This window comes from Xanthomonas sp. SS (assembly GCF_014236835.1).
Classification (GTDB): Bacteria; Pseudomonadota; Gammaproteobacteria; order Xanthomonadales; family Xanthomonadaceae; genus Xanthomonas_A.
Window position 1 is genome coordinate 3676470 of record NZ_CP051190.1, and the last position, 15252, is coordinate 3691721.

Genomic DNA, 15252 nt, shown 5'->3' on the forward strand with positions numbered 1-15252 from the left:
GCGCGCTCGCTCACGCGTCAAGCCCAAGCGCCACCCGCACCGCATCGCACGCCGCAATCAAATCCACCACCAACCGCTCACTCACATCCAGCTCGCCTTCGTACTCGGCGACGTTGCGCTGGTGGTGGCACTTGTCCAGCACCCGCCACACCTCCGGCCCAAGGCTCAGGGTGTGAGGCAACACCTGGAACACGATGTAGCGGTTGTTGGCGCGGTAGCCCTTTGCCCGCAGCGCCGCCAGGCACAGCGCATGCGCGGCGTTGTAGGCCAGGTCGAAGCGGCTTTCCAGGGCGAGCGTGGCGTTCTTGGCGTCGCCCAGGCGCGCCAGGCCGGAGCGGATCAGGCCGTCGAATTCGCGTTGGTCGGTCGGTTCGACGCTGAGTTGCTTGCCGGGGCCGGACAGGTTTTCAAGTGGCGAGGTCATCCATCCCTCCGATCACCCAGATCTTGGGTTGCTGCAGCACGCGCTGCAGGAATGCGTTTTCGTCGCGCAGCCGCTTGAGGTAATCGGCACGCGTGTACAGGGTGGGATTGACCGGGCGGCCCAGCCGCGCCTGCATGCCATCCAGCGCGCGCATCAGGTCGGCGTAGCCCAGCGTATCGGAGATCACCATCAGGTCGATGTCGCTGCGCGCGGTGTCGCTGTGCTTGGCGACCGAGCCGTAGACGAAGGCGGCCACGATCTCGGCGGCGATGGGCTGCAAGGCCTCGCCGAGCGGGCCGGCCAGGCCGATGGTCTTCTGCACGATGCCGAGCAGTTCGTCGTGGATTGGCGAGTGCGGATTGGCCTGGTAGCGCTTCTGGTTGCCGGTGCGCTGCACGCTGAGCAGGCCGGCATCGGCCAGCTTGGCCAGTTCGCGCTGCACCGCGCCGGAGCCGGACCCGGCGGCCGCGATCAGTTCGCCGACCCCGAAGTCGCGCTGCGGCTGGCCGTACAGCAAGGCCAGCACGCGTTGCTGCGTGCGGGTGAACAAGGCATCGGCCAGGCCCGAGGGCCGCGTGGTGGCTGCACGCGGCGCTTCGGTCTTTGCAGTGGCGGTGGCGGCCTTGTTACCCATAATGGGTAGGTTATTACCCAATCTGGGTATTTGCAAAGCCTTTTGGCTGGGCCGGGCGAAGGCTCCCTAGTCGGGAGCCAGCCGCATCAACCAGCCACCACCCACCCTCACCCCTTACGCCCCACCAACCACGCCTTGATCTGCGGCACCCGCTGCGCACGCAGCTTCACCCGCGTGCGGATGTCGGCGATGGCCGCGTCCGCATCGCGGCGCGAGGTCGCGGCGAGGTAGCGCTGCGCATACGCCTGGATCTTGTCGACCATCTTCAGGTCGACCGAGCCGGCCCCCAGGCGCGGGTAGTAGCGGGCGCGCGAGGTGGTGTCGATCAGGGTGTCCACGTGGTCGCGGTGGGCCACGGCGAAATCGAAGGCCAGGTCCGGGTGTTCGCCCGCCACCGTCGTGATCATGGAGGCGCTGTTGGTGGCGCCGGGCTCGTCGGTCAGCGCCATGTCCAGGGCGCGTTGCGCGAGGGTGGCGTCCTTGGCGCCGGCCAGCAGCAGGTAGTCCTGGTCGCGGATCATCGAGGACGTCTCCTTCTGCGCCATCCGATGCAGCGCGTCCCAGGTGGCGGCGTCGGCATGGCGCGCGACGATGCCCAGCACGCTGTTGCGCAGTTCCGGCGACAAGGCGGTCGGGTCGGCCTGGAAGGCAGCGAAACGGCGGCGCGCTTCGGCGATCACCTGGGCGTCGCCCATGCCGCCGAGCGTGTCGATCAGGTGCGCGCGCAATTGCTTGGCCTGGGCGGAATCGCTGGCGCGATCGTCCCAGCCCAGGGTGGCGAACTCCGGCGCCAGCCACGACAGCGCGTAGCGGCGCCAGGCGGCCTGGCTCTGCGGATCGTCCTGGAACAGGTCGTCGATGCCGGCGTAGACCGTGGCGACAGTGGCCCACAGGTCCGACGCCGCGCCCACCGGCACGGTGTCGGCCAGGCCGAGCAGGTCCGCTTGCGGCTGCAGGCCGACGCTGGCCAATGCGCTGGTATCCAGCAGCACGCCGAGCTGGTCCACCACCGGCAGCATGGCGAAGCCAGCGGTCAGCGCCTTGAATTGCGCGGGCGCGTACAGCGTGCGGTAGTAGCCCTTCTGCCCGGCGTTGACCAGCACCGGCGCGGCGCAGCCGGGCAACTGCAGCTGCGCGCTGCCGTCCACCAGCACGCGCACTTCTTTGTCGCCGCTGCGCACGGCTACCGGCACGTGCCAATGCAGCGGTTGTTTGTCGGGGCGGTCGAGGGTGTATTCGCCCTGCTCCAGGCGCACGACGGTGGTGCCGGCGTTGCAGCTGGCGGCGACCTTGATCAGCGGCACGCCGGGCTGCAGGGTGAAGTCGTGCGCCACCTGCAGGAAGTGCTTGCCCGGCGCGGCGGCGTCGATTTCCTGCCACAGGTCGCCGGTGACGGCGTTGCCGTAGGCGCGCTTGCCGATGTAGCGGCGCACGCCGTCGCGCCATGCGTCGGCGCCGACGTAATCCTCCAGCATGCCGATCACCGCCGAACCCTTTTCGTAGGTGATGCCGTCGAAGGCCTGGCTGGCCTGTTCGACGGTGTCCACTTTCTGCACCACCGGGTGGGTGGTGGCGTAGGCGTCGCTGCCCATGGCGGCGCGGCTGACGTAGGCCGGGCCGGTCTTGTCGATATCCCATTCCGGATGCAGCTTGGCGGTGGTGCGGCCTTCCAGCCAGGTGGCGAAGCCTTCGTTGAGCCACAGGTCGTCCCACCAGGCCATGGTCACCAGGTCGCCGAACCATTGGTGCGCGATCTCGTGCGCGGCGGTGGTGAACACGCGCTGGCGATCGGTCACGTCCGACACCGCCGGATCCAGCAGCAGGGAATGTTCGAAGGTGAAGATGGCGCCCCAGTTTTCCATGGCGCTGAAGAACTGGCTGCCGCCCGGTGCGGCGATGTTGTCCAGCTTGGGCAGCGGATAGCGCACGCCGAAGTAGTCGTTGTATTCGCGCAGCACGTCGCGGCCGGACTCCAGCGCGAAGCGCGCCTGCTCGGCCTTGCCCTGCTGGGCGATCACGCCGATCTCGGTGCCGTTGTCGCCCTTGAGCGCGGTGCGCTCGAACTCGCCCACGCCCAGGAACAACAGGTAGGTGGACATCTTCGGCGTGGTCTGGAACGCGACGCGCTTGAGGCCATGGCCAAGGTCGGTGGCGGCGGCCACGGGCATGTTGCCGACCACCATCTGCGCGGCCGGTGCGTTCACCGTCAGGTCGAAGGTGGCCTTGAAGTCGGGTTCGTCCCAGGACGGCAGGAAACGGCGCGCGTCGGAGTTCTCGAACTGCGTGTACAGCGCGCGGCGCTGGCCGTGCGGGGTGGCATAGTCCAGCGCGAACAGGCCATTGGCCTGCGTGTTGATGACGCCGCTGTAGTCGATGGACAGCACGTAGCGGCCCGGCGCCAGCGGCTGGGCGAACAAGAAGCTGGCGGTCTGCGCGTCGGCGTCGGTGGCGACCTTGGCGACCAGCGCGGCTTTTGCCTTGCCGCCGGTGAGGGTGCTGCGGCCGAAGCGCAGGTTGGCCGCCTGCAGCACGATGCGGTCGGTGGCCTGCAGCACGTCGAGCTCGATGCGGACCTTGCCGTCGAACGTCATCGTGTCGGCGTGCGGGGTGATTTCCAGCGCGTAATGGCGCGGCCTGGCGGTGCGCGGCAATTGCGTGGTGACCGCAGCGGCCGGCGCGGCGGCAATGCTGGGTACAGGACGTTCCGGCTGGGCGAACGTGCACGGCGAGACGCTGGCCAAGGCCAGGGCGATGGCGGTCGTGAGGATCTGGCGCATGGGGGCTCTTCGAATGGGCCGGCGCAGGATACAGACGGCGTGGCGCGTTCGACGCGGCCGCGTGGAACGCAGACAGCGGGCAATCAGCTCGGGCCGCCAGGACCCCACCCTGCTGACCCGATGGCAGCGGCTAGGTCACGCCAGTTGCCTGAGTTGCGCCTCGCTGGGAAAGCCTCGCACGCGAAAGCGCGGCGGATAGAAGTCCGTTTCCTGCTGCATCAGTTCGGCGACCACCGCGACGGCCTTGTCCCAGTCCACGACCACCATGTCCGCGTCGCTCTCGTCCTTCGGCACGACGAAGGCGATGCGATCGGCCTTCGGCAAGGAGGTGTCGACATCGCGGGTCCAGGTCGCCAGCGAGAACTGATTACCGCTGCCGTCGTTCTCCTCGAACACGCGGTAGGAGGCGACGAAGATGTCGGTGTCGTTCGCTTCGTGGATCTTTTCCAGCAGTTCCTTCTGCAGGGAATAGGCCGGCGCATCCATCATGCGCTGCAGATCGGCCTGGCGGCGCCGGTGCTCGGGCTGCGGCAGCACGAACGGCACGATGCGGCGTGCGTCGTCGTAGGCGAAGGCCAGCGAGGAGATGCAACGGCCGTTCGCGGCCGCTTCCATGCTCAGTTCCAGCATGCCGGCCATCGCGGTTTCGTCGCGGTCGCCCACCACCAGCAGGCAATCGCGGGTAGGCAGCATGAACACCGGTCGCCCCTTCACCGGGACGCGCTGCAGCACGTCGGGCAGCAACACGCGGCTGGTGTCGTAGGCGTCCTGCCATGCGCCGCGGAAGATGCCTGCGGCGACCTCGACGAAGCGGTCCGGCGTGACGTCGCGCAGGTTGTCGTGGGCGATGGCCAGGGCTTGCTCGAAGGTGATGCCCCATGCGTCCTTCGGCCCAGCGAGCAGGGTCGAGGTCGAATCGGGGCGGTCGATCGCCAGCAACTCGACGCAGTCCTCGGCCAACTCGCGCCAGACGGTCGTGAACGGCGTCTCCCAGCCATGCTCGCGGACATGCTCCAGGCGCATTTCCTCGAACATGGCGCGATGGCGCACGACGGGCATCAGCATCGGCCGCGCCTGCTCCAACGTCTCGATCTGGTGTTCTTCGCCGCCCTCCTCCACGAAGGCCGCGGCATAGCTGCGCAGCACCTCGGCGCGACGCTGGCGATCGGCCGTGGTGTAGTCGTGATAGGCGTTGTGCAGGTTGATGATGCGCCCGCGCGGCGCGACAAGGCGGAATTCGTCCGGCCGGTACGCCAGTTCGTCGCGGCAGCCCTGCGCGCGCAACGCATCCTCGAACAGCTTGGCGAACGCATCCGGGCTGGGCTTGCGATTGAACAGCTTGTCGAACAGTGCCGTGAGCATCAGCGGTCTTCCTTGTTAGTTGGGGCGGGTGTCCGCCTTGGTTTCATGCATCGCGTGCATAGCCCGCCTCTCGCTGTGCGCGGATCGCCAGCACGACCACCGTATCGGTCACATCCACATAGCGATACAACGCCACGTATCCGCGCGAACCGCGGCCCATCACCAGTTCGCGGCTGTCTTCATGGACCGGACGGCCGATCAACGGATTGCCTGCCAGCACATCGAACGCGCTGACGATCTCCTCGGCTCTCTCTTCTGCATGCGCGCTCTCTTGGTCGCGCAAATACGCAGCGATCCGCTCCAGATCCTCGATCACGCCGGAGCCGAGGCGAATGCGCGCCACTTCAGTCTTCCAGCTTGCGCGCCACCGGCCGCTTCGCAGGCTTTCCTGCAACCTGGGCCCTGAAGTAGGTGCGCGCCTCGTCCCACGGGATGGTCTCACCCGTCTCTAGGAACTCGGCCCAACGCTGATCGGCCTGGGCGTGGAAGTCGGCACGTCGCTCGGCCAGTTCGGCCTTCTCGGCGATGGCCTGCAGGATGAAATTGTGCGGCGTGGTGCCGTCTCGCTTCGCCGCTGCGGCAATCCGCGCCTTGAGCTCGTCGGGTAGACGGATGGTGGTGGTGCTCATGGAATCCTCCGGGCACGTCGTGCCTGCGACGAATGTAGCACTTTTGTGCCACACGGGAGCGAAGCCAAGACGAGAAGTCCGATCCTCACATGGGATTGCGACTACCGAGAAGGACCATCCGATCCGGGACTATGCATCCGTCTCCCCAGCACGATGCATCGGCGTAGCATCAATCAAAAACATGTGATACGTTTAATAAACGTATATCCATACAATGGATTTCTCATGGCGCTAAAACTTAAGCAATTCCGCGTAAAAGCAATGCTCAGCCAAGCCAAGTTAGCCAAGGCGGTGGGTGTCTCACAACCCAACTATCAGCGCTGGGAGAGCGGAGCCTCCCCTATCCCGAAAGACAAGCTCGTGAAATTAGCAAAAGTGCTGGAGACAAACCCGGACGCTCTGCTTGGAAAGCATCCGCCAATCCTGGCGGGGTTCTACGACAAGTCCGTTGGAGAAGACCTCAACTACTATGGTGAAGTCGCGATTCACTTTTTAGGTGGCGGCTCCCCTCTATTGCTTTCAATCACAGACGGTGTATTTAATCGCCTACACCACGCACTTCAGCAACAACCTAAATTCGTGACAGTCGAAAGCCTGTCGAATCAGACAGTTGTGATTCGGGTGGGATCGATCGCTGACTTGTATTTCTCAAGTGAGGCGTATGACGACTTTGGCCCAGAGCACGACACTTACGTAGATCACGCCAGCTTGCAGATGCCAGATGCGCGTGATTGGGAAATTGTGGAAGAACTTAGTTTTGATGGGGAACTCGCTAAATTTTCCGCCAAAGACGTCAAGCGCGTCTCTGAAGCAATCATGCTCACGGATCTCCAATATGATTCACTAGTCGCGGAGGGAAGGATAAAACCAGAAGAGCTTGAAAGCGAAAAGCATAAAAACTCTATTGCGACGGACAGGATTTTTGAGCTTGCAACTCACACTAAATACCAGCTTTCGAACGGAAAAAAACGAACTTTACACATCCCAGACGATGAAGAACTTTTCGATTCGTTCTATGAGCTGGTAGATTTCAGCGAAGATGACGGCGACGCTGGAGAACTGACAAGAGTTTCCATCGAAGGCTGGCACCGCACCGCTTTCATCAATAACTCGGCACTCGACTACGTCATGCTACCAACCCATCGCTTCGAACGAGGACGAGCAGAGGCTGACGCCAGGATGCTCGAGGAAGATCAAGATGCATGATCTAGCTGCCGAGCACTCTCAAGCAATAGCGCAGCCGAGAAGAGCGAAGACTTGATGCTGTTTATCAGACCGCGATCTGCACGCTCTGGCGCAATAAATTAAAATATAAAAATATAATTTTCAATTAAAAAGCCCCGCTATCGCGGGGCTTTTAACTGAGGCTCGTCCCATTTCTACCATGTTCGGGAGAAAGGGCGGAGGTTAGCTTGCCTACGCGAACGGATCCTGCAACACCATCGTGTGGTCGCGGTCCGGGCCGGTGGAGACGATGGAGATCGGGCAGCCGGCCAGTTCCTCCAGCGCGCGCAGGTAGGCGCGGGCGGCGGGCGGCAGGTCGTCCCACACGGTGATGCCGTGGGTGTTCTCGGTCCAGCCGGGGAACTCCAGGTACACCGGCGTGCACTCCTCCCAGCCCTGCGCGTCCAGCGGGGCGTATTCGGTGCGCTTGCCGCGGTATTCGTAGGCGATGCAGATCTTCAGCTTCTCCATGCCGTCGAGCACGTCGAGCTTGGTGATGCACAGGCCGGAAATGCCGTTGATGGCCACGGCGCGCTTGAGCGCGACGATGTCCATCCAGCCGCAGCGGCGCGGGCGGCCGGTGGAGGCGCCGTACTCGGCGCCGCGGTCGCGGATGCCCTGGCCGACTTCGTCGTCCAGTTCGGTCGGGAACGGGCCGCCGCCGACGCGGGTGGCGTAGGCCTTGGCGATGCCCAGCACGTAGTCGATGGCATCGGCGCCGACGCCAGTGCCGGCCAGCGCGCCGCCGACGGTGGTGTTGGAGCTGGTGACGTACGGGTAGGTGCCGTGGTCGATGTCCAGCAGCGCGCCCTGCGCGCCTTCGAACAGCACGCGCTTGCCCTGCTTGCGCAGCTCGTGGAGGATGCCGGCCACGTCGGACTTCATCGGCTGCACGTATTCGCCGAAGGCCAGGGCCTCGTCGAAGGTCTTCTGGAAATCGACCGCTTCCACGCCCAGGTACTTGGTCAGCACGAAGTTGTGGTAGTCCAGCGCGGTGCGCAGCAGTTCTTCCAGCTGCGGCGGGTAATGCAGGTCGGCGATGCGGATGCCGCGACGCGCCACCTTGTCTTCGTATGCCGGGCCGATGCCGCGGCCGGTGGTGCCGATGGCCTTGCCGCCGGCGGCCTTTTCGCGGGCCTGATCCAGGGCGATGTGGTACGGCATGATCAGCGGCGCGGCCGGGGAAATCTTCAGGCGCGAACGCACTTCCACGCCCGCTTCCTCCAACTCGCTGATTTCCTTGATCAAGGCGGCCGGGGAGATCACCACGCCGTTGCCGATCAGGCACAGCGCGTCTTCGCGCAGGATGCCGGACGGGATCAGGTGCAGCACGGTCTTCTTGCCGTTGATGACGAGGGTGTGGCCGGCATTGTGGCCGCCCTGGAAGCGCACGACGGCGCCGATTTCCTCGGTGAGCAGATCGACGATCTTGCCTTTGCCTTCATCGCCCCACTGGGCGCCGAGCACGACAACTGACTGACCCATGGCTGGGTAACTCCTGGTTTGCTGCGCGGCCATCGGGGCCGCACGGATGTGGTGGCCATGCACGGGTCTTGCCGGCGCCGGTACGGCCGCTCCATCGGGGAGCGTCCAGGCGGCGGCAGGCCCTTACACAGAAAAAGCCGGTCGAGACGCTCGCATGGAGCGGGCCCGGCCGGCTTTTGTGCATTATCCGGGTTTTGGGTGACGCTCACCACCCCCTTGGCCGCTGCGTTCAGCAGCGCGACCGGGCTGGATGGATCGGGGGCCGTCGCTCAGGCGCGGACCCACCACAGGGCCAGCAGCCCCACCGCCACGGCCACGCCACCGGACGCACGCAGCTGCGCGGCCGGCATGGCCAGCATCTGCTGCACCAGCCGCTTCCAGGCCTCCGGCGCGACCAGCAGCACCAGCCCCTCGAAGACGATCATCAGGCACACCGCGGCGATCAGGTCGTGCATGGGGTCTCGGACAAAGGAGATAGATGTGTGAACGCGTCAGCGCTGGATCGCCTTGGACCATCTGTAGGAGCGGCTTCAGCCGCGACGGGCTTTCCTGGGAAATCCTGTCGCGGCTGAAGCCGCTCCTACAGGGGAATGCGGGCTACGGCCCTCTCGCCGAACGGGATCAGGACCCGCTCTTGCGAATCCCAAATCCCCAATCCCCAATCCCGGCTCGATCAGCGCTCGCTCTTCAGGTACTGCAAGAACGGATCGTTCTTGTCCAGCACGATCACCGCGTTGCCGTCGGCCATGGCGCCGCGATAGGCCTCCAGGCTGCGGTAGAACGCGTAGAACGACGGGTCGGCGGAGCCGGCCTTGCCGTAGATGCTGGCGGCTTCGGCATCGCCTTCGCCGCGCAGCTTCTGCGCGTCGCGCTCGGCCTCGGCGACCAGCACGGTGCTCTCGCGATCGGCCTGGGCACGGATGGTCAGCGCCTGCTCTTCGCCCTCGGCGCGCAGCTTGCTGGCTTCCTGCTTGCGCTGCGCGCGCATGCGCTCGTACACGTCGGTGATCACCTGGCTGTCGGTCGGCAGGTCGATCTGCTTGATGCGCAGGTCGGTGATCTGCATGCCCAGGGTCTTGCCGGCGGCGTTAATCGCGCTCAGCTGCTGCGCGATCAGTTCGCTGCGGTCGCCGGACACCAACTGCTGCAAGGTGCGCGAGTTGATCTGGTTGCGCAGCGAATCGATGATGATCGGCGCCAGGCGCGCATTGGCCACCTTCTCGTCGCCGCCGGTGGCGCGGTAGAACGCGCGCACGTCGGAGATGTAGCCGATGGCGAAGAAGTCGACGCTGACGTCCTTCTGCTCGGCGGTGAAGTAACGCGCCGGCGGCGTGTCCAGCACCTGGAAGCGGCGATCGAACACGCGCGTGGATTCCACCAGCGGCAGCTTGAAGTGCAGGCCTGGCTTGAGGTCGGCACGCGCCACGCGGCCCAGGTTCAGCACCATCGCGGTCTGGTCTTCGCGCACCACGAACACCGAGCTCAGCAGCGCGAACAGCGCTACGACGGCAACGCCCGCCCACAGGGAAATTCTCATCGCTGCACCTCCTCACGGCCGTTCGGGCGCGGCGTGCGCTCCGGACTGCGGATACTTTCGGCCGGGCTGCTGGACAGCGACGGCATCAGGACTTCCTGCGGCAGCGTCGGCATGCCGCCGCTGGCGGACGGCGCCGGCGCAGCGCTGGCGCCGCTCTTGCCGCCATCGGCCGGCATCGGCACGTAGATCAGCTGGCGGCCGTCGCCGCCGATGACCTTGCGGTTCTCCGACAGCACCTTCTGCACGGTTTCCAGCCACAGCCGCTTGCGGGTGACCTCCGGCGCGTTCTGGTACTGCTGCTGCAGCAGGGTGAAGCGCTCGGCGTCGCCCTGCGCGCGGGCGATCGACGCTTCCTTGTAACCCTCGGCGACGGTGCGGGTGCGCGCGGCCTGGCCGCGGGCTTCCGGCACCATCTTGGCGGCGTAGGCCTGGGCCTCGTTGATCAGCCGTTCCTTGACCTGCTGCGCGCCGTTGACCTCGTCGAAGGCCGGCTTCACTTCTTCCGGCGGACGCGCGTCGGGCAGGGTCAGGCCGGTCACGGTCAGGCCGGTGCGGTAGGCGCTGAGCGCGGCCTGCAGGCGGTCGCGCGCGGCGGTGGCCATCGGCCCGCGGTTGTTCAGCACCACGTTGAGGTCGGCGCGGCCGACCTGTTCGCGCACCGCGCTCTGCGCGGCCTGCTCCAGCACCTGGTCGGCGTTGCGCGAGCCGAACACGTACATGCGCGGGTCGTCGATGCGGTACTGCACGTTGAGCGAGACGCTGACGATGTTCTCGTCGCGGGTCAGCACCGGCACCTGGTTGCTGAAGGTCTTGATCTCGGTGGCGTTGACCTTGCGCACCGATTCGATCGGCCACGGCAGCTTGAAGCTCGGGCCCGGCTGCAGGATCCGCGAGAACTGGCCGAAGCGCAGCACCACGCCGCGCTGCTGCTCGCCGATCAGCTGGAAGCAACTGAACAACAGCAGCAGCACCGCCGCCGCCAGCACCCAGCGGCCGATGTTGGCGCCGTCGCCGCCGAACAGGTCCTTCAACGGACCGGGCAACCCGCCCCACTTGCCGCCACCATTGCCGCCACGAGGCTTCCAGGGATTGCGCCCGTTATTGTCCGAGCCATCTCCGCCCTTGCCGCCGGGTGTATTCCAGGCCATGCATGCTCCAAGAAGGTAGGTGGCGGCGCGTCGGTGCGCGCCGGTCACCGTAAGTGAGTCGCCGATTCTACAAGATGGGGCAGATCCGACGTTTCGAAAGGGCTATCTTGGTGCATTCCTTCGTGCCGACCAAGGTTTTCGCTATGTCGCTCCCCGCCAGCTTCCCCGCTTTCCGCATCCACCAGGACGAGGCCGGCTACCGCGCCGCGGTCGAGCCGGTGCGTCTGGACCAGCTCAGCCCGGGCGAAGTGGTGATCCGCGGCGCCTGGTCGTCGGTGAATTTCAAGGACGCGCTGGCCGGCACCGGCCAGGGCAAGATCCTGCGCCGTTTCCCGCTGGTCGGCGGCATCGACGTGGCCGGGCACGTGGTCGCCTCCAGCGATCCGGCCTTCAAGGAGGGCGATGCGGTGCTGGTCACCGGCTGCGGCCTGAGCGAAACCCGCGACGGCGGCTACAGCCAGTACGCGCGGCTGGAGGCCAAGTGGGTGGTGCCGCTGCCGGCCGGGCTGAGCCTGCGCGAGAGCATGGTGCTGGGCACCGCCGGCTTCACCGCGGCGCTGGCGCTGCTGCGCCTGCTCGACAACCGGCAGACCCCGGACCACGGCCCGCTGTGCGTGACCGGCGCCACCGGCGGGGTCGGCTCGCTGGCGATCGACATCTTCAGCCGTGCCGGCTTCGAGGTGCACGCGGTCAGCGGCAAGGCCGACCGCGCCGAGCACCTGAAGGCGCTGGGCGCCAGCCAGGTGCTGGGCCGCGACGCGCTGCAGAGCAAACGCCCGCTCGAGTCGGTGCGCTTCGGCGGCGGCCTGGACAACGTTGGCGGCGCGATGCTGACCAGCCTGCTGGCGCAGACGGCCCCGTACGGCAACGTCGCCAGCGCCGGGCTGGCGGCGACGCCCGAACTGGACATGACGGTGATGCCGTTCATCCTGCGCGGCGTGTCGCTGCTGGGAATCGGTTCGGCCGGCACCGCGCGCGACCTGCGCGACCTGATCTGGCAGCACCTGGGCAGCGACTGGAAACCGCGCCACCTGGACGCGATCTGCACCCGCGAAGTGGACCTGTCCGGCCTGCCCGAGGTGTTCGCGACGATGCTCGCCGGGCAGTCGTTCGGACGCACCGTGGTGCGCCTGGATCCGGCGGCGTAGACGCCCCCGGGGGTTTGTGACGCGCACCGCTTTCCGGCTGCGCGCCGCTGCCACTACACTCGTGGCTCCAAGGGGGAAACACATGGCACGCATCCTGATCGTCGACGACTCGCCGTCGCAGTTGCTCGGCATCCAGCGCATCGTCGAAAAGTTGGGCCACGAAACGATCACCGCCACCGACGGTGCGGCCGGCGTGGAAGCGGCCAAGGCGTCGTTGCCGGACCTGGTGCTGATGGACGTGGTGATGCCCAACCTCAATGGCTTCCAGGCCACCCGCACGCTGCGCCGCGAGCCGAGCACGCAGAACATCCCGGTGATCCTGGTCACCACCAAGGACCAGGACACCGACCGCATGTGGGGCATGCGCCAGGGCGCCCGCGCCTACATCACCAAGCCGTTTTCCGAGGACGAACTGTCCGAGGTGATCGAGCGGGTGTTCAGTGGCGAGGATCCGCCTAAGGGCTGAAAAGCCGGGATGGCGGGATTCGGGATTAGGGATTAGGGATTGGGATGCAGCCGAGCCCGCCATGCGCTCTCGCCTGCGCTTTTTGTGGGAGGGGCTTCAGCCCCGACGCCTTATCGGTAACGCGTCGGGGCTGAAGCCCCTCCCACAGGAAAGCACAAGCCGCGGCAGGCCTGGGAAACTCGAATCCCCAATCCCGGCCTTCCACAGCCGAATGGCTGGTCATCCCGCCATCCCGGCCTTCCTCAAACCGCCTCGCCGAACGCCTTGGCCAGAGTGCGATAGGCCTTGCGCTGCGCCTCGGTCTCCGGCGCCGGCGCCAGCACTTCCAGCTCCACGATCTGGTCGCCCGGCGTAGTCCCCGGCAGGCCGCGGCCGCGCAGGCGCAGCTTGCGCCCGGCATCGGACTCCGGCGGGATCTTCAGCTCCACCGCCCCGCCCAGGGTCGGCACGCTGATGCTGGTGCCCAGCGCCGCCTGCCACGGCGACACCGGCAGGGTGTACAGGATGTTGAGCCCGTCCACCTCGAACTGCGGGTGCGCGGCGTATTCGATTTCCAGCAGCAGGTTGCTGCCGCCGTTGCCCTGCCCGCTCAGCCGGATCACCTGGCCGGGACGCACGCCCTTGGGCACGCGTACGTCCAGCTGCTTGCCGTTGATGGTGATGCGCACGCTGTCGCCGGCGTACACCGCCTCCAGCGGCACCGCCAGCTTGGCGCGGGTGTCGCCGCGCGGCGCCGCGCCCGGGCCGGGACCGGGGCCGGCACCGCCCTGGCGCGCGCGCTGCTGGCGCGCGAACAGGCTCTCGAAGAAATCGCTGAAACCGCCGCCGGCGCCGCCGTTGCCGAACACTTCCTCGAAGTCGTAGCCCTGCGCTCCGCCGTAGTTGGGCGGGGCCTGGAACTCTTCGCCGGGCCGGTAGCCCTGCGCGCGCAACTGATCGTAGGCGGCGCGCTTGGGCGGATCGCGCAGCGCCTCGTAGGCCTCGTTGATGGCCTTGAACTTGTCCTCGGCGCCGGCCTCCTTGCTGACGTCGGGATGGTACTTGCGCGCCAGCCGCCGGTACGCGGTCTTGATCTCGGCGTCGCCCGCGCTGGGCTCCACGCCCAGGGTCGCGTAGTAATCCTTGAATTCCATCCATCACCTCAAAAAGAGTCGGCCCGCCGCCTTGCGGCAACGGGCCGGTTGCATGCTGCGCACCATCGCCCGGCCATTCTACCGGCCGGCCGCGAAGGCGCGGCGACGCCGTGGCGCCGCCGGCGCGTGCGGGCGCTTACTGCACGATCGTGGCCCCGGTGTCGACCTGGATCCGGCGCGGCGTGCTCGCCGGGCGCTTGGGAATGCGCACTTCCAGCACGCCATGGTAGCCGCTGGCGGAAATGCCGTCGGGATCGGCGCTGTCGGGCAGCGCGAAGCGGCGGTGGAAGCTGCCGTAGCGGCGCTCGATGCGCGAGAAACGCTCGCTGTCGGCGGTGGACTCGCTCTTGCGCTCGCCCCGGATCGACAGGATGCCCTTGTCCATCGACACCTCGATCTCGGACGGGTCGATACCGGGCAGGTCGGCGTACAGCACGAAGCGCTCGGCTTCTTCCTTGATGTCCACGCGCGGCACCCACTGCGCGGTGACGACGGCCGACTCGTCGGTGCCGCCGTTGGGATCGAAGAAGCGGTCGAACACCTGCTTGATCTCGTTCTGGAAGGCGGCCTGGGCCGGCAACTGGCGATAACGGACGATGCTCATCTCGTAGTCTCCTGCAACGTGAATGGGATAGACCCTGACGGGTGGTTCGCGGCGCCGGGGCATGCCCGCCGCCATGCCTGCCAGATAGGAATGGCCCTGCGCTTTTCAAGAGGCCTTGACGCTGCCTTCCCATACCGATTTCTAGACTCGATTCATCCAAGGAGCCCGACATGCCCATCCAGCCCGGCGAACGCATTCCCGAAGTGGTCCTGCAACGCATCCGCGAGGGCGTGGAGCAGGTCGACACCCGCACTCTGTTCGATGGCCACCGCGTGCTGCTGTTCGCAGTGCCCGGCGCGTTCACCCCGACCTGTTCGGAGAAGCACCTGCCCGGCTACGTCGAGCACTTCGAGGAGTTCCGCAAGCGCGGCATCGAGGTGTACTGCATGGCGGTCAACGACCCGTTCGTGATGCAGGCCTGGGGCAAGAGCCAGTTGGTGCCCGACGGCCTGCAGATGCTGTCCGACGGCAACGGCGACCTGGCCAAGGCGCTGGGCCTGGAAATGGACGCCAGCAGCTACGGCATGGGCGTGCGTGCTAAGCGCTTCGCGCTGTACGCCGAGGACGGCGTGGTGCGCGCGCTGTTCGTCGAGGCGCCGGGCGAATTCAAGGTCTCCGCCGCCGACTACGTGCTGCAGCATCTCCCCGACTGATCCCCTTCACCCACCACACAGGAACCGG

At 66.5% G+C, this 15252-nt stretch carries 16 protein-coding genes; 4 read left to right on the forward strand and 12 right to left on the reverse strand.

What is annotated here, in order from left to right:
• Window positions 1-10: 10 nt before the first annotated feature.
• The 6 genes from HEP74_RS15205 to HEP74_RS15230 all read right to left on the reverse strand — a co-directional run bounded on the left by HEP74_RS15205 (window position 11) and on the right by HEP74_RS15230 (window position 5826).
• Complete coding sequence (locus HEP74_RS15205) at window positions 11-424, reverse strand: hypothetical protein (RefSeq protein WP_185813593.1); 414 nt, start codon at window positions 422-424, stop codon at window positions 11-13.
• Window positions 408-1058 carry a MarR family transcriptional regulator gene (locus tag HEP74_RS15210; protein ID WP_185813594.1) on the reverse strand — a complete coding sequence of 217 codons (651 nt, stop codon included), beginning with the start codon at window positions 1056-1058 and terminating at the stop codon, window positions 408-410. The genes HEP74_RS15205 and HEP74_RS15210 overlap by 17 nt, the downstream gene beginning before the upstream one ends.
• 107 nt (window positions 1059-1165) lie before the next feature.
• Window positions 1166-3835, reverse strand: a complete 2670-nt coding sequence (locus HEP74_RS15215; RefSeq protein ID WP_185813595.1) for a M1 family metallopeptidase — start codon at window positions 3833-3835, stop codon at window positions 1166-1168.
• Window positions 3836-3970: 135 nt separating this feature from the next.
• Complete coding sequence (locus HEP74_RS15220; RefSeq protein ID WP_185813596.1) at window positions 3971-5197, reverse strand: DUF1444 family protein; 1227 nt, start codon at window positions 5195-5197, stop codon at window positions 3971-3973.
• Window positions 5198-5240: 43 nt separating this feature from the next.
• Complete coding sequence (locus HEP74_RS15225) at window positions 5241-5540, reverse strand: type II toxin-antitoxin system RelE/ParE family toxin (protein WP_185813597.1); 300 nt, start codon at window positions 5538-5540, stop codon at window positions 5241-5243.
• Window position 5541: 1 nt separating this feature from the next.
• Window positions 5542-5826, reverse strand: coding sequence for a type II toxin -antitoxin system TacA 1-like antitoxin (locus tag HEP74_RS15230; protein ID WP_185813598.1), 285 nt, complete (start codon window positions 5824-5826; stop codon window positions 5542-5544).
• 225 nt (window positions 5827-6051) lie between these two features.
• On the opposite strand from HEP74_RS15230, the gene HEP74_RS15235 reads away from it, so the two are divergent.
• Complete coding sequence (locus HEP74_RS15235) at window positions 6052-7032, forward strand: helix-turn-helix domain-containing protein (RefSeq protein WP_185813599.1); 981 nt, start codon at window positions 6052-6054, stop codon at window positions 7030-7032.
• A gap of 210 nt (window positions 7033-7242) precedes the next feature.
• Here the strand turns inward: HEP74_RS15235 and HEP74_RS15240 are convergent, their stop codons facing one another.
• From HEP74_RS15240 to hflK, 4 genes are all read right to left on the reverse strand, one after another.
• Window positions 7243-8535, reverse strand: a complete 1293-nt coding sequence (locus HEP74_RS15240) for an adenylosuccinate synthase (protein WP_185813600.1) — start codon at window positions 8533-8535, stop codon at window positions 7243-7245.
• A gap of 269 nt (window positions 8536-8804) precedes the next feature.
• On the reverse strand, window positions 8805-8990 hold the full coding sequence (locus tag HEP74_RS15245) for a DUF2065 domain-containing protein (protein ID WP_185813601.1): 186 nt from the start codon (window positions 8988-8990) through the stop codon (window positions 8805-8807).
• A 218-nt stretch (window positions 8991-9208) separates the two neighbouring features.
• Window positions 9209-10072, reverse strand: a complete 864-nt coding sequence (gene hflC / locus HEP74_RS15250) for a protease modulator HflC (RefSeq protein ID WP_185813602.1) — start codon at window positions 10070-10072, stop codon at window positions 9209-9211.
• Complete coding sequence (hflK, locus tag HEP74_RS15255; RefSeq protein ID WP_185813603.1) at window positions 10069-11220, reverse strand: FtsH protease activity modulator HflK; 1152 nt, start codon at window positions 11218-11220, stop codon at window positions 10069-10071. Before hflK ends, hflC begins: the two co-directional genes overlap by 4 nt.
• A gap of 143 nt (window positions 11221-11363) precedes the next feature.
• Here hflK and HEP74_RS15260 point away from each other — a divergent pair, with 143 nt between their 5' ends.
• The gene (locus HEP74_RS15260) at window positions 11364-12368 is read left to right on the forward strand and encodes an acrylyl-CoA reductase family protein (RefSeq protein WP_185813604.1); all 1005 of its coding nucleotides are present in this window, start codon (window positions 11364-11366) and stop codon (window positions 12366-12368) included.
• Window positions 12369-12450: 82 nt separating this feature from the next.
• Window positions 12451-12834, forward strand: a complete 384-nt coding sequence (pilH, locus tag HEP74_RS15265) for a twitching motility response regulator PilH (protein WP_185813605.1) — start codon at window positions 12451-12453, stop codon at window positions 12832-12834.
• Window positions 12835-13076: 242 nt separating this feature from the next.
• Here pilH and HEP74_RS15270 read toward each other — a convergent pair whose 3' ends face one another.
• Both HEP74_RS15270 and HEP74_RS15275 read right to left on the reverse strand, forming a co-directional pair.
• A complete protein-coding gene (locus tag HEP74_RS15270) occupies window positions 13077-13967 on the reverse strand; it encodes a DnaJ C-terminal domain-containing protein (protein ID WP_185813606.1) in 891 nt (296 codons plus the stop codon).
• A 136-nt stretch (window positions 13968-14103) separates the two neighbouring features.
• Window positions 14104-14571, reverse strand: coding sequence for an Hsp20/alpha crystallin family protein (locus HEP74_RS15275; protein ID WP_185813607.1), 468 nt, complete (start codon window positions 14569-14571; stop codon window positions 14104-14106).
• A 170-nt stretch (window positions 14572-14741) separates the two neighbouring features.
• On the opposite strand from HEP74_RS15275, the gene HEP74_RS15280 reads away from it, so the two are divergent.
• A complete protein-coding gene (locus HEP74_RS15280) occupies window positions 14742-15224 on the forward strand; it encodes a peroxiredoxin (RefSeq protein WP_185813608.1) in 483 nt (160 codons plus the stop codon).
• The last annotated feature ends 28 nt before the right edge of the window (window positions 15225-15252 follow it).

Coding starts and splice junctions, on each gene's coding strand:
- HEP74_RS15205 (WP_185813593.1), bottom strand. CDS start 424: ATGACCTCGCCACTTGAAAACCTGTCCGGCCCCGGCAAGCAACTCAGC.
- HEP74_RS15210 (WP_185813594.1), bottom strand. CDS start 1,058: ATGGGTAACAAGGCCGCCACCGCCACTGCAAAGACCGAAGCGCCGCGT.
- HEP74_RS15215 (WP_185813595.1), bottom strand. CDS start 3,835: ATGCGCCAGATCCTCACGACCGCCATCGCCCTGGCCTTGGCCAGCGTC.
- HEP74_RS15220 (WP_185813596.1), bottom strand. CDS start 5,197: ATGCTCACGGCACTGTTCGACAAGCTGTTCAATCGCAAGCCCAGCCCG.
- HEP74_RS15230 (WP_185813598.1), bottom strand. CDS start 5,826: ATGAGCACCACCACCATCCGTCTACCCGACGAGCTCAAGGCGCGGATT.
- HEP74_RS15235 (WP_185813599.1), top strand. CDS start 6,052: ATGGCGCTAAAACTTAAGCAATTCCGCGTAAAAGCAATGCTCAGCCAA.
- HEP74_RS15240 (WP_185813600.1), bottom strand. CDS start 8,535: ATGGGTCAGTCAGTTGTCGTGCTCGGCGCCCAGTGGGGCGATGAAGGC.
- HEP74_RS15245 (WP_185813601.1), bottom strand. CDS start 8,990: ATGCACGACCTGATCGCCGCGGTGTGCCTGATGATCGTCTTCGAGGGG.
- hflC (WP_185813602.1), bottom strand. CDS start 10,072: ATGAGAATTTCCCTGTGGGCGGGCGTTGCCGTCGTAGCGCTGTTCGCG.
- hflK (WP_185813603.1), bottom strand. CDS start 11,220: ATGGCCTGGAATACACCCGGCGGCAAGGGCGGAGATGGCTCGGACAAT.
- HEP74_RS15260 (WP_185813604.1), top strand. CDS start 11,364: ATGTCGCTCCCCGCCAGCTTCCCCGCTTTCCGCATCCACCAGGACGAG.
- pilH (WP_185813605.1), top strand. CDS start 12,451: ATGGCACGCATCCTGATCGTCGACGACTCGCCGTCGCAGTTGCTCGGC.
- HEP74_RS15270 (WP_185813606.1), bottom strand. CDS start 13,967: ATGGAATTCAAGGATTACTACGCGACCCTGGGCGTGGAGCCCAGCGCG.
- HEP74_RS15275 (WP_185813607.1), bottom strand. CDS start 14,571: ATGAGCATCGTCCGTTATCGCCAGTTGCCGGCCCAGGCCGCCTTCCAG.
- HEP74_RS15280 (WP_185813608.1), top strand. CDS start 14,742: ATGCCCATCCAGCCCGGCGAACGCATTCCCGAAGTGGTCCTGCAACGC.